Below are 15,785 nucleotides of genomic sequence, written 5' to 3' on the forward strand. Positions count from 1 at the left end.
GATTCAGATTCGTGTTTCTGTTTTTAAGGGGTTAAGTATTGCCGTTCGCCATCGTCACCACGCGTTTTAGCGTCCAGCGCAGAAGGACAGGGATACAATCCACACCACGTCTTTCACAATGGGCGACAATCGCCAGCGCGAGATCTGGCTTGGCTTGTTTCTTCAGAACGCGGTGAACAATCTTTTTCGCCGGGATTTGATGATCGTGAGGAATCTTGATGATGTCCTTAAAGAACACTTCAAAGCCGTTGTTATAAAGGAAATGTTCGATATCTCTGTCAGGTAACTCGGTAAGGCGATGACGCTCCTGATCGTTATTGAGATGGACTCTGACCGTATGCGCGTATTTCTTTCCGGCAGGGTCGCCATCGGTCACCACGTGCCAATCGATACCAAACTCTTGTGCGACTTTGATTAACGACTTAAGACCAGATTGGGCGAATTCAACAATTTGAACACCTTCTGCAGCTAGGTCATAGCCACATTGGCGTGCCAATTCATTAAATAGCCACACTTCTGTTTCTCCCTCCACTAATAACCAGCAACGAGCAAATAGAGCACCGGAGCGATGAAAACGAATATGAAAACCAATACGGCGCAGTTGATCAGTACTAAAGCGGCTAGTGCTGAGTGATTTTGCAATGGTCCGCTCTGAAAAACGGACCAAACGACGAATCGAAGATAGTGGTACAGAGCCCAATAAGCGTGCACTGTTCGTCGTGAGAATCTTTTGCATAGGAAGCAACTGCAACAAACTCCAAGCACGAGATAAATGAGTCGGGTGCAAACGACCCTCTGGATCTTCTATGATCAAAATAGGGCGAGCACAACGTCTTAAGTCTGTGGGGCCTTTCGCTTGTAGATACGCATTCAGCAACCCCATGAGCAGCAATCGAGTTTGCTTGTTGGTCTCTCTTAAAAACTGCGATAACCCTTTTTCAGCGGAAGGGCTGGCGTAAAACAGACCATCTCTCGGCTTTCTTGGATTGCCTTTATTTACACCTCGGAATGCAAAATAGTGCTCAACCAAAGTGTGCATCGAATCCAGACTGCTGCGCACTTCGCCTTTGTTTACATGGCCGGGCATCGCAAATAACCGACGGCAGGTGTTATTGATGCGTTTTTCTATGCGGGCGTTTTTATTGTCACCATTAATGTGAGTGGGCTCTGGGAAGCGGCGAGAGTCACGCAGCCGGATCACTGGGTGCAGCGTCATGAGTTCCTTGGCAAGCTTTTCAGCATGGTGCAATTGTTTCGCTTCGCCATCGTAGTCCAAGAATGCATATTTGGTTGTAATGTTGTGCCCATCTCGACTTGCACTTAGACGGTAATAAATCACATGATCATTGTTTTCGCTGACGCACCACGTTGGTTTAATCCGCCTGTAACGGCCAGCATTTACCTCCTGCTTATCTTGCGCTTTAAAGCAAAGTACGATTTGGAGGTGCTGAGTCTGCGGGTGTGATATTGCATAGTCGACGTGGAAGTCGGTGATTTGAAATTGATAAAGGGAACCGTCGGCGGGGAGAGCGAGCGACAGGGCATCAAGTAAAGAAGACTTACCCCAAGTATTCTCACCGATCAAAGTGGTTAGTTCGTCAAAAGAGAGTGAAAGGCGCTTGATGCCTCTAAACCCAGAGATCTCGATGCGTTCTAGTCTCATCTCACTCCTCCTTGTAATTATCTGAATTATTGAGAATTCTTTCTTTCCTCATAAGCATATATGAAATCGGTTATATCAAGCTGAGCTCAGTTCACAAAATTAAGAGCATTGATCCTATGAATGAACACGGTTTAGGCGTAAAGTCACCTGTTAATTTATACGTAGATGAATCTTGATCACGCAAATATGAAATGGTTATTCCTCTATTTCATAACATTCATGATTCTGTCATGATTCAGTTCTAATAATTAAAAGTGATGAAACAAGAGAAGGTGACGATGAATAAAAATAAAAAGCCAGTCAGAATTAAATTGGCACACATCAATGACACTCACTCCTACTTTGAACCCACGTCATTACAGTTAAAACTCAACATTGATAACGAGCGAACACTTGAGCCTTACGTGAGCGCTGGTGGTTTTTCACGCATTGCAACGCGGGTAGAACAGTTACGTGAAGACGCGAAGCGACAAGGTCAGGGGATGTTATTTCTTCATGCTGGCGACTGTTTTCAGGGTACTCTGTATTTCTCGTTATTCAAAGGCAAAGCAAACGCCGATTTATTAAATGCATTGAACATCGATGCGATGGCATTAGGTAATCACGAACTTGACATGGGTAATGAGCCGGTCGCGCTGTTTTGTCAGCGAACCCGCTTCCCGTTGCTTGCAGGTAACTGGGATCTATCGAACGAACTCGCGATCAAAGAACATCGCATGAGTGATTGCGATAACGTTCTGAGCTTTGATACTGACACCCAAAGCGCGGCATATCTGGTCAAAGAATTTCACGGAGAGAGAGTTGCTATCTTTGGTCTGTCTATCGATAAGATGAGCGATATCGCTAACCCCGATGCAGATACGCCATTTATCAATGCGATCGAGACAGCAAAACGTACCGTCGAATGCATTCATCAAGCGGGTATCAAAAACATCATTCTTTTGAGCCATTTGGGCTACGAAGGTGATTTGGAACTCGCAGCACAAGTCGACGGCATTGGTATCATTATTGGTGGCCATAGTCATAGGTTACAAGGTAACTTCTCTGCGATTGGTTTAGGTGAAGATGACCCTTATGGCATCAAAGTAAACGATACTTATGTGGTACAAGCGGGTCATCACGCATTGACCATGGGGCACTGCGTACTTGAGTTTGATGAAAACGGCAGGGCAACCATGGTAAGTGGTCAAAACGAATTGCTACTGGGGCGTCGAATTTTCTGGGACTCATCACTCAACGAGCAGCTAGACCAAGGTGTTTTCGAACAAGCGTGCGACTTTATCCATGGTCAAGCCAACGTCACTGTGTGTAAAAAGCATCCAGATACACAAGCCATCTTAAACGACAAATACATTCCTAGAGTGCGTCAGCTTCAATCACAGGTGATTACCAATGTGTCAGAGAAAAAACGTCATGTTCGTATCCCGGACGAATGCGGTGGGAGTGAGCTCGCTCCAGCCGTCGCGCACGCTTTTCTACACGCTCTGAATAAACGTGGACATAAGGTTCAATTTGCCATCCATAATGCAGGAGGGGTGCGTACTTCTCTCAATCAAGGGAATATCACAGTGGCCGATGTTGCTGGGCGCCTGCTGCCTTTTGCCGTTCCAATCGGCTGTTATGAAGTGCAAGGTAAAGCCGTTCGGTTGGCATTGGAAGGGGCAATCAACAATGCACTGAATAATGGTGTGGAAGGCACGGGTTCTGGTAGCTACCCATATACGCACAATTTGAACTTTGATTACCAAGCAAAGGCGCCCAAGGGGCAACGCATTATAAACCTCGAGCTTTTCGATGGGAACAGATGGCGTGAGATTGAAGATGACACTTGGTATTGCGGCACTTCTTCAGCATACACAATGAAGGGTAAAGAGGGGTACGAAGCACTGCTCAATATGAAAGGCGAGGGCTTCGTCAGCAACCTTTCTATGGCGGATTGCTTTATCGAGCTTTTAACGGATGAGCCAAACTGTCTGAATCAAGGCCATAAACGATATTCGCAGAAAAACCAGTAAACAAGATGGCTTTATCTCTCTTTGCCTCGATCAAATCCTTTATTTTTGTCGAGTACGATTTTTTGTTGGAGATCAGGCAACTCAAGCGTATGATGGCGGCGTTTGGGGAGTAGTTAGCGCAAGCTTATTTATCGTCATCTCGTTAAGCAAAGCTTATCCGGTAAATAAAGGTGTCACCTGATTCATCACGTGATCACTTCAACGAGACCAACGCATTCATTGGCTAGCAGTTACATGGGTAATGCCACTGCTGGTTTGTATTGTTTGCGGAAGGTTAGCCTGAATTACCTCCTTCCGCTCGGGAGGAAGCATGTCTGTTATCGAAAATACCACCCAGTTAATCCAGCCAGGTCCACTGCAAGAATCACTGACAATGTACGGTGTATTCGGTCTATTTACGCTAGTTTTGGTCGCTCTTGATATCTATCAGACGCGTGGCGGCGTGATAACTATGAAAAAGGCGATTGGGTGGAGCATATTCTGGTTCTTATTGGCGTTTGTCTTTGCCGGTTCTATCTATTTCTTATGGGATTATTACGTTCCTCATAGCGTTTATACCCCAGAAAAAGCAACCCTGTCTTTTTTAACGGGTTACCTGCTTGAGAAGTCATTGAGTGTCGACAACCTGTTCGTGTTTGCGATTATCTTCGCGCAATATAAGGTGCCAGAAGATTTACGTCCACGGGCTTTGTTATGGGGGGTGATAGGCGCTTTAGTTCTGCGTGCAATCATGATTGCGGTGGGGGCTCAACTTTTAGCGCAATACCATTGGGTACTTTACCTATTTGCTGCGTTCCTGATTTGGACAGGCATCAAGCTCGCGCGTGACAAAGGCGAAGAAGAGGAAGTGAACCCATACCCAGAGCAGTTCATTCGTAAATTCTTACCCGTGACGGACGAGTATCAAGGTAACCACTTAGTGCTGAAACAAGCAGGTAAGTGGGTCGCAACCCCTATGTTGGTCGTCGTGGGTGTGATTGCCGTGATGGACGTAATGTTCGCTCTGGATTCGATCCCGGCTATTTTTGCTGTAACGCGCGAACCTTTCTTAGTATTGGCGGCTAATGTGTTTGCTTTGTTGGGCTTGCGTTCTTTGTACTTTGTTTTACAAGCAATGTTGGACAAGTTTGTCTACCTAAAACCAGCACTATCAGTGATCATGATCTTCATTGGTATCAAGATGCTGTTGGTCGGTTCACAGTACGAAATTCCAACCGTTTGGTCTTTGACCTTCCTAGTAACAGTAATGACAACAGCCGTTATCGCTTCGATGAGGAAAAACAAACAAAGTGACAGAATTGAGGTTAAAATTACTAATCAGAAATCTTAAGTATTTTGTGAATTAAATACCCCAAAAAAGATGCAAGTTAAATAAATGTTGCAAAATGATTTGAATTTACACATATAAAATTAAGTTATTCAGCCAAATGTGACCTTTGTTGAATGAGTATGCACTTGATTGAGTTTTGTATTCTTTGGGGTTGTAAATTAATTGTTTCATAAGAATTTCTAATCTGAGTAGGTAAATTTTGTCATTTTTTACCCAGATGAAAAATGACTAACATTTAATCGTTGAAACAAATTACTGCTTAATTAGAGAGGCAATCATGGCACAAGCAATACAAATGACAAATGTCGCTTTACCAACCTCTATGGATAAGAAAACCTACTCGGTTAACTTCAAAGGATTGATTGCTCACTTAATGGATATTCTTTTCGTAGATAACTCTGCACCACGCAGTTACTACGCAGAAGATCTATCTGCACACATTCAGAGAGACATCGGTATGAACCGTTAACCTGAATGACAAGCAAACACGAAATGCCGGCTTAATCGCCGGCATTTTTGTCTCTGAATTTGACCGTTCCAATACACAAAACGATCGCTAGTTTTCTCCGTTATTTACAACCATGGGAAACTCCGCATTTCCACTCTGAAAGCACGGCGATGTGTTCTGGTCCAATTCCACAGCATCCACCAATCACCGTTGCGCCGTTATGGTGCCATTCTTTTGCAAAAGCCAGATACTCTTCAGGTGACAGTTCTCGCATTGATTGCAACGAACGGTTTGCTTCATGGTTGGATTTGATGGCGGTAAAGTTGTTGGCGTAAACCCCAATTTCAATATCGACGTTATGGCTTTCTAACACCGCTTTGGTTGCAATGATGGCTTTTGTCATGACTTCAGGCACTGAGCAATTAAAGTAAACGCTGATGGTGTTGCCCGTATCTTCGTTGGCGACAAGATGTTCGATGGCTTGCCTAACGGTTTCGCCTGAACGCAATAACGCGTGTTCCATCGAATCATCACTTAGCGAGAACGCATAAGCAGTAGGTTTGTTGCAGCTTTTGAATACGCTTTGCAAACCATCGAGTTCCTTTAAACTGCAGATGGTTTCGGCAATCCAAAGGTCTACATATTCGTCTTGAGCTTCAAACAAGGTTCGGAATATAGCTTCGCCCTGATTGGGGTCGAAAAGGTCAGGGCGGTAACTACCAAATGCAGGAGGAAGGCACCCCGCGACTTGCACTGAAGCCAGAGCATTATCGGCGCATTCACGTGCAATTTTGGCAGCAAAACATGCCAAATCACGACCTTTTTGTTCGTAACCGTCTTGCCCGAGATGGAATGGCACACAAGCGTAACTGTTGGCGGTGATGATCTCTGCTCCAGCTTGGATAAAGTTATTGTGCGCTTGGTAGACAAATTGCGGCGATTCAATCAGAGCTTGTGCGCTCCAAAGCGGTTGAGAGAATGGGGCGCCTATGCGTTTTAGCTCTCGCCCCATACCGCCATCAAGAATGGTTAACTTTTTCATGCTCAAATCCATCTTATGGTCTCCTCGTTAGAAGTCTGCAACTTGTGTCCGCATCGGCACTTGAGTGCTTCAGATATGTCGGTTAGGCTTCGACGGTCTCCGCAATAACAAAATGTTCCAGTTTAAATATATGGTCTTCAGGGACGGTTCTACCCAAAGGCGTAAAATAAACACTGTTTAGATCATTTAGCGTCTTAGTTTCTTTTAACACAAAATCGTTGTTAGACAGAAGTTGTTCGATCTCTGCCTTTGTGTAGAGTGACACCCAAGGCTCTCCCACCTTAGAAGATAAGCGCATTATGGTTTCGGCTCGCTCCCTTGGCTTAAAGTAGCCTTTACCGAAACACCTCTCTGGTTCTTCCGTTAGATCCTGATCGACATAAGAAAAACAAAACGTCGTGTTTGTATGATGAGTGAGCGTTTTTATTTCTTTGATTGTGCTCGCCAAAGCATCCTTAGAAATATATTGTGAGACACCCTCAAGCGTAAATAGCGTCGACTTGTTCTTATCGAACCCTGCAACTGATAATTGCTCGGTTAATGACTGACAAGAGAAATCCACATCCACGTAGGTAACACAGCCATTTTGTTTTAATTTTGGTGGCAGTTTCTCTCGTTTTCTTGTTTGAACCTCTGCTTGATCAACTTCAAATACTGTCAATGAGGAGGGTAAATTCAGTCTATGGGCGCGCAAATCATACCCAGCGCCAAGAATCACATATTGCTCAACTCCATTTGCGGCCATTTTTTGGACTAAATCATCAATATAACGAGTCCGTGAAATCAAATGTTGATGGAAGCCTGGCGAAAATTTGTTGGTTATCCATACACTTAATTTATGCCCCATTAACTTAATTAGACTCGCTCCAAGAACAAATCTCTCAGCGTATGGGTCGTTAATGATGCGTTGCTCTGGCTCAGCAAGAGTTTCAATCATACGTTGCTTGGCCACGCCTTGTGCCGTCGCATCCTTGCTCAAGAATAAATTCCTCATAAATACCGCCTTCGAGAGATCATCTTCGTCATTAAATACTTAGAATAACGTAAGTGCTTAGGTTACTTTTGTTAGGGTAAGTCAACCTGGATGTTCTGTTGTGGATTGAGATCAAAAAAGACGATCTTGTTAGGAGGTATTTTTCCTACCAATAGTCACCTGATAGAACACTAATTAACGCATTTTTGATTGTTATTGCGAGCGTAAGTGTGGTCAAAATAACTTTTTGTGTAGTTATTTGTCAGGGTGGCTTGTCAGGAATGATAATCCATTGAAAATGCCATTTCTTCACTATCATTTGAAGGTTGAATGGATTTACATGAGATATCAATCCGGCAAATCAATGCCAAAAGAAAGAGTAGAAACCTCAAGAGAGCGAGCTGCACGTCAACGTCAAGAACGTAGGGATGAATTAACCTATTCAGAAAATGATTACAGAAGATATGCCGACAATCGAGAAAGGGTGCAGCGGCAAAGACAAGAGATGGGGTTCGGGCAAACCTCTCAGGGCTTACATACGCCTCAATTACAAAGTGACCCTATCACTTTCCCGCAAAGTTTCACCCAGGCACCGAGCGCCAGTTTTACTGAGGATGAGTTAGACTTCTTAGACCATCTTGCTGATGATATGACCGCTGGTGAAAGTCATACGGCGGGGTACCCACCGCCATCAGATAATGAGTTTATGTTTAGCGATGCCGATATGGAAGCATTGTCGAATATTGCAGATGAGCTGACCACAGCATTGACTTCCGATGAAGAGGGTAATGAGTTTACCTTTAGTGAGGACGACATGACGGCTTATCGAGAAAACTTATTTCCAACTTTTACAAATCATGCCTCAAGCTTTTCATTAGACAGCAGTAACCTACCGACATTGCCAATGGGAAGGGGGCTTGCCGATTGTGGACAGTACGCGTCTGGGATCAGTGGTGGCGATTACCGAGTAGGAACAACGGGTTTAGATAACAGTGTGTCTCCACTCAACTATGTGACACCGCATATGTTCGAACGGACGTTTGCATTAACCAGAGAGCAATTTATTACCAGTGCAGCTCCGCCCAAGGCGCAAGGGATTGCTTTTCTCGTTGAATCGACGGGCGTCTTTCACTATGGGAAGCTCAACTTAGATGGCAGCGTGTCTCAAACCGATGCAAACTCGTTTGGTTTTTTTAATAGCCAACGTGAGCGTTTCCAACGAAGCACGATGGATGTGGTTACGTTCGAAAACAAAGAAGCCTTTGCTCTTTACTGTGACATTATCTATGGAGACGCGGGCGTGTATTTCTACGTTTACTTCAACTGATTCGAGGTTAATTGTGTCGCGAGTGCGGTGCTAGAGGATTGATGTTTGGTTTAAAGTCTCCACAGCTTGAGTCGCGACAAGCGCATGTTCTTAGCGTGGTTTTGTTAAATATGTGACAAATGCCATTTTGGTGGTTAGTGTTATTAAGAGAGTCGTTTTAGCTTGGGAGGGCGTTCGATATGGTCAACCGCATCGGTCACATCGATGTCGCTAAGGGGATCTCGATTACTTTAGTGGTTCTACTTCATAGTCGGCTCTCCCACCATTTTGAAGAAGCGTTAATGCCGATGTCGCTGTTTAGAATGCCGCTGTTTTTCTTTCTTTCTGGTGTTTTTTTCTCTTACTCACAGCCTGCTACTTCCTTTGTTTTAAAAAAAGGCGAAGCACTACTCAAACCTTATTTTTTGGTGCTACTTACCGCGTGGTTAGTCAGTTCGTGGTTCAATCAAGATCTGCTACTATGGCAGCTCAAAGGGATTTTCTATGCCAATGGCCACACGATCGAATGGACACCGCTTTGGTTTTTGCCGCATCTATTCGCAGTGCACTGTTTTGTTTATTTTTTATTTCGGTTTGGCAAATTTGGTGTTTTGCCTCACTTTTTGCAGTGGTTGTGTGTTGGTGGGATGTTTGTCGTTGGGCTTTTTATCTTACAACTGTTTTGGCAAATTGAGTTCGTTACCTTTGAGAGAGCGTTCTATCTTCAGGGGTTACCGTATTCCCTTGATCTCTTGCTGGTCACTTCAGCGTTTTTTATTGCAGGCTATCAATTAAAAACCGTGGTTTGCGCCTTTAAACCCAGCCTACCTCTCGCAATAGCATGCGTATTGGTGTTTAGCTTCGTGATTTACTTTACTGACGCTCACATTGATTTTAATTACCGCAAATTTGTTGCTCCTTCAGCAGCGCTTCTTGCCGCTACTGCCGGGATCTACTTAGTGCTCGCGTTTTCATGGTGGATAGTCCATTTTAAACTCGGCGTTGGTGTTCTAAGAACGCTTGGTAGTGCCAGTTTGTATATTTTATTGTTTCATTACTGGATTGACCACGCCCTGTATGACTTGGGAAAAGGGCGGTTTTACAATAACTTGTTGGTTTTATCATGCATCACTTTTATGGCCAGTTTAGCGTTGCCGTTAGTCATTAAGTGGGGGGCAGAGCGTAACAACCTGCTGGCACTGTATTTTTTGCCGTTTAAAACAAACCCCTGCTTAGAGTGGTTGAGGCAAGGTAAAAAATAAGTGCAGGGTTATTTTGCCGAGGTATTTTGCTGGAATGGTTATTGGCAACAGTGGATATAATGAAACCTGTAACTTAAACGAAGTGAAATCTAGTCATCGCGTAGTAATTTTTGAAAGATACAGCAAAAAATGCAATGAACCACTTGCTAATATGCATTCTGTTTAATAACATCTTGGTTACATCATATTCACAGAGTGTAATACAAATGCAAATAGCAAAGGTCACCATACTCGCGGCACTTTTTACCTCCGCCACAGTTCACGCAAATGCGGATACCGTTAATCTTGTTCAAGCATCTAAAGAAGTCAGACTGCTGTCAGAATGTGCAAGCGAGCTCGCAACCATTTCAACCCGCGAATCTTGGGTCGGCAGTATTGAAAAAGTGGGCGTTGAAGATGGCCAAAGTTCTTACAGCTATACATACAATATTTACCGAATTTACGGTCTTGGCAACACAGTGAAGTTGGGCAGTGTTACCGTAGGTAAAGTATACATCCCGAACCCACCGGCAGATTCTTCTTCATTTGCCACCTACTGTTCAGCAGAAACCAGCGAACTACCGATCCCACCTTATTAAGTTATCAATATCATTTGATAATGTAGATATAGCAACTGCAACAGTGACGAATAAAACGCAACAAACATTTTAGCTAAGAGCTTGGGCATAAGCTCTTAGCTGATTTTTACTATCGGATCACTGATGAACACTTCTAAGTGGTCATGTTACTCTTAACGGCATCAAATGTGACTCTATCTGCGTCCAGCTTTTCTCCGACATAAACAAGCACTTCTCGAGCACCGCACCCCAAAGCAAGCTCCCTTAACACTCTCTCTTCAACGTTTGTTAAGCCACCCTCAGTTTTTTCTAATTGGTGCATGATGATGCGAGGAGAGAGTTTGAATAATTTTGATTTTTGTCTTTCATATAAACCGTGTTGGAGCAATTTCTCAGCAACATAAAAGTCAGCAACAAAAGAACGAGGGTGAGAAAACGGATTAATAACTTGGTTAACCGTTCCTAATTTCAACTTAGCCTCTGAGCCAATACTTTTAACCACAGTGTTTTTACCAGAGCTTTCCACTTCTAAATAAGGCTCACACTCAAACGTTGGTCCATTCCCTAACGTTTTGATGCTTATCTTACTTTCACTCAGCTCCACCAATAAATCATGAGAAGATCGCCACTTATTTAACATGTCTATTTTCCTTACTCTTTTCTGAGTGACTAAACTGGACCATTTTCGAACTGTTTGAGGTCATCTGATATATCATTCCACGGTGCTTTTGAGTCTGTAAAAATATGAAAGCTCGGTTTATGAGTGGGTGTATCATCCAAAATTCCTAACCGGATATTATGTTTGCCCGTTTTCAATTTTCGAGAAAACAGACTAGAACCACAAATTCTACAGAAAGCCAATTCTGTTTCTTCACTTTTCTCATAGATACTTACGAACTCTTCACCTGACGTAAAAGTAAACTTTTCGGAGCTTAGCCCGCCAACAGAAGAGTAATCAGAACCGGTAAACTTCCTGCATTCAGAACAATGGCAGTTCCCAAGATAATCAAACTCGTCTGGAACTTCGATTTGTACTCTGCGACAAAGGCATGAACCGCTTAACTGTCTCATATTGACTTCCTCTAGTGGTACACTTTAAGCTTGTTATTAAGCATATTTCCCAATTAACATTTTAAATTCTTCTTTTTCACTAAGAGAATCGAAGGTATCAGAGGGAATTATGATTGCAGCATTTTTATCTACAAAAATATAAATATCCCCTTTGTTCTCTTCTATTGCTTCAACAGCTTCCCACTTAATAAAACAACTTCCAAATGCATTTACTTCATGAATCCCTTTTTCTGTAAATTCGATGCTTTTTTCACCTATAATAATACCATTTTCGTTTGGAACGAATGATTTTTTGATTCGTATTGAGTTTAAAACTAACAATCCCGAAAAGATGATAAATGGAATAGCAGTTGCTAAAGATGTTTGCCAATGAAAATCAGAAAAGCCGGTTCTTCCAATAGTTTGAAAAGCTGACATTAAAGCAACAGTAGTAAAAAGCGAGGCGACAACCCCTTTTGTAAAATTTCCATTTGTACTTTTTTTACTCAGTCGATTTTGTGCAAATTTGATGTAATCTAAATAGTTATTTTTAGATATTTTAATTGATTTTCTCATGTTAGATTCCATATGTTTATAACGCTTCTGATACGGTGATGTTCCGTAATTTTGAGGTGAATAATGCCGCTTTTCTTTTTTATTAAACTGCAAATCAATAGCTTGGCGTGAAAAAGGGAGTAGGGTGTTCTGAGCTGTACAATTTAGGCTGTTGGTGGATTCAATCAACAATTTACGCGGTGAGATTAATGCTTTACAAATCATTTTTGTAAATTGTTCTATATTAAATATACACCTGATTCCTGTGCGTACTTGGCTATAGTTTTTAAAATATTTTCATCCGAGAAATACAAGTCATGAGTGAAGTCGTAACGCTCAAAATACACAATTTCTAGTTCAGGTATCACAAACTTAAACCTTCCTTTATCTGAAACTCTGTAATCAGAGGGTAGGAGTGTTTTCTCCCGAGATCCAACCGACGTAAATTTCCTGTAAGTATTTCTGTTTTTATCGACAAATTCAACATCTTTTAATGGTTCATATTTCCATTTTGACAATGCTTGTATCGATTCGTTTTCAAAGATCCCTTTTGGGGAGAAGTAGATTACAAAAATATCAGTCACATCTCTTTGCTTGTTGTCGTTAACCTTGATGAGTACATACCGTCTGCTCAATGTGTTTTTCAGTTGGGAGTATACGAAAACTGGAAAGTATTAAATCAAAACCGCTTGAAACTAAGTGTCTATCTTCTTTAGGTACTTGACCGGAAAGGTAGGCAGTCTTAATTTCATTCGATATCTTATAGGTTTCAATAATTGAAGTAATGTCGATTCCAAATGTCCTATAGTCAAGTTCGTAGGTTAAACCAGATAAAATCGAGTTTCCTATGTTTTTTTTCGAGCCTCTTATTAACTCAGGATATTCAACATCAAAAAATTTTGGTACTGTTCCTAAAAGATATTCTATGTCTAACTTAACGAACTCCTTTAATTTAAAAGAATCTTCATGATTGTAAATCTCGATTCTCATTATTCCGCTTCCAGGCGACTCGACAAAGATAAACCTAAAATCTTCCGTTTCAGAATCCTCAGTTACCTCCCAATTACCTGGGTATTTAAAAGTGACTTTATTATTCGAATATTCTTTAGTATTTTCTAAGTCAGCACCTCTTTCGCAGGACATTAGAAAAAACGATAGGATGATTATTAAAAACTTCATTTTTACTTTTTTCTCTAAAAGCTTACTACCATCTTGTTTAGGTGGCAGGACCAAATCTACATTCCATCGTAATTGCTTAGAGCAATGTATGGTCAGCATGTGTTGTGATCTCATGCCTGATTCTGAACACTCTTGCACAGCATATGCCGTGATGACAGTTTGCGATGGCCGCAAAGCCCTTTTTTTGTGTTTTTTGCTTACTCACTATTTTTGAGTTGATAACTCAAGTTTATTTAAAAGTGTGAATCAATCAAAACTACGTATTTTGGGGTGGTTTGAAGGGTAGAATAGGGCAATGTACTTTCTAATACAAAAAAGCGCTCGAAAAATGTGAGTGTCTCTCTCAATTTTTTACTGCAAGCATTTATTACGTTTTACGATAGTTTTCAGTGTTAACTTACATTGACTGACCGCCATTTATTTACTCTTCTTACATATACATCATGTCAAAGGGGGGATTATCAATCAACAAACATGTCGTTAAAATACCAAGCGTAGCGAATTTCTCTTGAAAAATTGTCTATGAGATATTCTTTCGCACTAGATGTTTTTTTGTGTTTTTTATACTGGTTGCTTTGTAATATCCAATCGCTTCCGGCAAGCAATAAAGCTCCAACGAACGCAAATACGTAAAGCCGGAACGAAATAAAAGGCGACAAGTTCAAGTAAAAGTCATTTTGAATAAATGTATTAACAAAGACAAATGTTACACTTGAGGGTAAGCCATGAGTAACAAAGTGCTTAAGAAAGCCTGCTTTTTGAATTTTTAGCCATTGAACTTGTTTTCTTCGTTCCATCTATTCCACTCTATTTTACGTTTTGCATTATGAGTCATCATGTTACAGTGTGAGTATACAAACTAACTAGTCTTTGTACTTATCCAAAAAGCTATAGCTCGGCTCTGGCATATTACGGGTATAGAAGGCTTCTGGAACATAGTCTGTTTCAAATCTCAAGCGAAAGCTGTATTTCTGGTAAGCGAGCTTTGCCAATGCCAGAAGGGGCATAGAAAAATATCCAACACGCTCTTCCTTTAACTTTTTTTGGCTCCAATACTTGTGGTGTCCTTTTATCGCTTCATACATCGCTTGTTGATATTCCACTTCACCACAACCTGATTGATTTAGGACTTTAGTCATCACATTTATGGTTGGCAAATCGACAAGGTTAGCGTGTTCAAAGGCTAAGCCCTCAAGATATTCAGGCGTACTCACATCAATAAACTTCTGAATTAACGACTTAACGTCACCAGATTTTATTCCTAGCATAACCATCTGGATCTCAAAGAAGGTACGAGACCGAACATTGTACCACTCAGTGTTTGGGTGGTCGGCTAAGTTGGCAAGATATTCGATGTCACTCACTTGCTCACAGAATAACGATAGCCAACTTAAATAGGTCAGATATAGCGCGCCTTCAAGACCGTTGTATTCTTCTTTCTTTGTTTCTAAGGTCACCTCTGCTTTGGGAAGCACCACCGAAATCGTCTCCCCATCACTCAATAGCTGTGACTGTACTAATTTAATATCAAAGTACTGATGCATATCCATCGCTCTTAGACTGGATTCAATGTCACCAGCATTATGGTACAGGCTACTTATGAGATAAAGCCCTGAAAGGCTCACGTCATATAAATCGACTTTCCCACTTTTATAATAAAAATCAAAATCATCAAGCAAGCGCTTACATTTCATTCCATACGGATTAGAAAGTCTCTTTAGGTAGTCTCCATGGCATGGTATTGGTTTGAATTGTTCTTTTGAGGACATAAAATTTTTTCTCTGATTTGAATTGGATTGAAGGGGGTAGTTAATGCCTTGCGTCGCTAGTCATACTTAAATAATTTGTTAGAAGTTCGCTTATTTAGAGCTCTGACTTTCCCTTTTCGCATCATGCGGAAAACAGTTTGTATACGCACGAGCAACATGACTTTTGCCTTTGTCATCTATGACCTCGCAAACTAAATTGCACGGATTTCCCAATGCGCTTCGCCAATGATGATGACGTTCCTCATAATCGGCTTCAAATTCAACGTAAATGTAGGCAGAGTTAACCCATTCAAACGGTATAGAATGGATTGTAAGTAACCTTTCGAACATTTTGGAATAGCGCTTTGTCATGAGGCCAAAGTCCGGATAATATGGTTCAATCTGTTGGGAGCAAAGGTCTATAGAAACGCACTTGCTTTGAAGGTGATCGACGAACAGGTACAGTTTACCGATTCCCCAATAGCCATCGACATCATTATTTCTACTTCGAAACGAACCAATAATACCGCTTGCGATACTAACGAGCTCTCTCCTGCGGCCCATATTTATACCTAAAACTTTTAACGTTCGATTAAGAGGTGAGCCACGCAATAAAAAATCACCGCACAACACCCTAAACAACAAAACCCAACGCTT

16 protein-coding genes are annotated in these 15,785 nt (G+C 41.7%); 6 read left to right on the top strand and 10 right to left on the bottom strand.

The genetic code is table 11. The features are described 5' to 3' along the window. Window positions 1-31: 31 nt before the first annotated feature. Window positions 32-1,663 carry a DUF2813 domain-containing protein gene (locus AND4_RS02130; RefSeq protein WP_009841240.1) on the bottom strand — a complete coding sequence of 544 codons (1,632 nt, stop codon included), beginning with the start codon at window positions 1,661-1,663 and terminating at the stop codon, window positions 32-34. Window positions 1,664-1,941: 278 nt separating this feature from the next. On the opposite strand from AND4_RS02130, the gene AND4_RS02135 reads away from it, so the two are divergent. The 3 genes from AND4_RS02135 (at window position 1,942) to AND4_RS02145 (ending at window position 5,477) form a co-directional block, all read left to right on the top strand. Continuing rightward, window positions 1,942-3,678, top strand: coding sequence for a bifunctional UDP-sugar hydrolase/5'-nucleotidase (locus tag AND4_RS02135; protein WP_009841241.1), 1,737 nt, complete (start codon window positions 1,942-1,944; stop codon window positions 3,676-3,678). A gap of 310 nt (window positions 3,679-3,988) precedes the next feature. Beyond that, window positions 3,989-5,008 (top strand): TerC/Alx family metal homeostasis membrane protein, encoded by a 1,020-nt coding sequence (locus AND4_RS02140; RefSeq protein ID WP_009841242.1) that lies wholly within the window; start codon window positions 3,989-3,991, stop codon window positions 5,006-5,008. Between the two features lie 277 nt (window positions 5,009-5,285). After that, window positions 5,286-5,477 (top strand): hypothetical protein, encoded by a 192-nt coding sequence (locus tag AND4_RS02145; RefSeq protein WP_009841244.1) that lies wholly within the window; start codon window positions 5,286-5,288, stop codon window positions 5,475-5,477. Between the two features lie 100 nt (window positions 5,478-5,577). Here AND4_RS02145 and AND4_RS02150 read toward each other — a convergent pair whose 3' ends face one another. After that, on the bottom strand, window positions 5,578-6,498 hold the full coding sequence (locus AND4_RS02150; protein WP_043991418.1) for a homocysteine S-methyltransferase family protein: 921 nt from the start codon (window positions 6,496-6,498) through the stop codon (window positions 5,578-5,580). Window positions 6,499-6,580: 82 nt separating this feature from the next. Next, window positions 6,581-7,492 carry a class I SAM-dependent methyltransferase gene (locus AND4_RS02155; protein ID WP_009841246.1) on the bottom strand — a complete coding sequence of 304 codons (912 nt, stop codon included), beginning with the start codon at window positions 7,490-7,492 and terminating at the stop codon, window positions 6,581-6,583. 319 nt (window positions 7,493-7,811) lie between these two features. Between AND4_RS02155 and AND4_RS02160 the strand changes: the two genes are divergently transcribed. From AND4_RS02160 to AND4_RS02170, 3 genes are all read left to right on the top strand, one after another. Beyond that, window positions 7,812-8,798 carry a hypothetical protein gene (locus tag AND4_RS02160; RefSeq protein WP_186004041.1) on the top strand — a complete coding sequence of 329 codons (987 nt, stop codon included), beginning with the start codon at window positions 7,812-7,814 and terminating at the stop codon, window positions 8,796-8,798. Window positions 8,799-8,977: 179 nt separating this feature from the next. Beyond that, on the top strand, window positions 8,978-10,039 hold the full coding sequence (locus tag AND4_RS02165; RefSeq protein ID WP_009841248.1) for an acyltransferase family protein: 1,062 nt from the start codon (window positions 8,978-8,980) through the stop codon (window positions 10,037-10,039). Between the two features lie 206 nt (window positions 10,040-10,245). Next, the gene (locus AND4_RS02170) at window positions 10,246-10,617 is read left to right on the top strand and encodes a hypothetical protein (RefSeq protein WP_009841249.1); all 372 of its coding nucleotides are present in this window, start codon (window positions 10,246-10,248) and stop codon (window positions 10,615-10,617) included. Between the two features lie 133 nt (window positions 10,618-10,750). Here the strand turns inward: AND4_RS02170 and AND4_RS02175 are convergent, their stop codons facing one another. The 7 genes from AND4_RS02175 to AND4_RS02210 form a co-directional block, all read right to left on the bottom strand. Further along, a complete protein-coding gene (locus tag AND4_RS02175) occupies window positions 10,751-11,236 on the bottom strand; it encodes a rod shape-determining protein (RefSeq protein ID WP_009841250.1) in 486 nt (161 codons plus the stop codon). 29 nt (window positions 11,237-11,265) lie between these two features. Beyond that, complete coding sequence (locus tag AND4_RS02180) at window positions 11,266-11,667, bottom strand: GFA family protein (protein WP_009841251.1); 402 nt, start codon at window positions 11,665-11,667, stop codon at window positions 11,266-11,268. A gap of 36 nt (window positions 11,668-11,703) precedes the next feature. After that, window positions 11,704-12,426 (bottom strand): YcxB family protein, encoded by a 723-nt coding sequence (locus tag AND4_RS20395; RefSeq protein ID WP_241210226.1) that lies wholly within the window; start codon window positions 12,424-12,426, stop codon window positions 11,704-11,706. Between the two features lie 14 nt (window positions 12,427-12,440). Next, window positions 12,441-12,785 carry a hypothetical protein gene (locus AND4_RS02190; protein ID WP_009841253.1) on the bottom strand — a complete coding sequence of 115 codons (345 nt, stop codon included), beginning with the start codon at window positions 12,783-12,785 and terminating at the stop codon, window positions 12,441-12,443. 19 nt (window positions 12,786-12,804) lie between these two features. Beyond that, window positions 12,805-13,494: a hypothetical protein gene (locus AND4_RS02200; protein WP_144017021.1), complete on the bottom strand. Its 690-nt coding sequence runs from the start codon at window positions 13,492-13,494 to the stop codon at window positions 12,805-12,807. 347 nt (window positions 13,495-13,841) lie between these two features. Beyond that, window positions 13,842-14,177 carry a hypothetical protein gene (locus tag AND4_RS02205; RefSeq protein WP_009841255.1) on the bottom strand — a complete coding sequence of 112 codons (336 nt, stop codon included), beginning with the start codon at window positions 14,175-14,177 and terminating at the stop codon, window positions 13,842-13,844. Window positions 14,178-14,243: 66 nt separating this feature from the next. Continuing rightward, window positions 14,244-14,924: an Imm49 family immunity protein gene (locus AND4_RS02210; RefSeq protein ID WP_241210227.1), complete on the bottom strand. Its 681-nt coding sequence runs from the start codon at window positions 14,922-14,924 to the stop codon at window positions 14,244-14,246. Between the last annotated feature and the right edge of the window lie 861 nt (window positions 14,925-15,785).

It is taken from the genome of Vibrio sp. AND4, assembly GCF_000171815.1.
GTDB lineage: Bacteria > Pseudomonadota > Gammaproteobacteria > Enterobacterales > Vibrionaceae > Vibrio.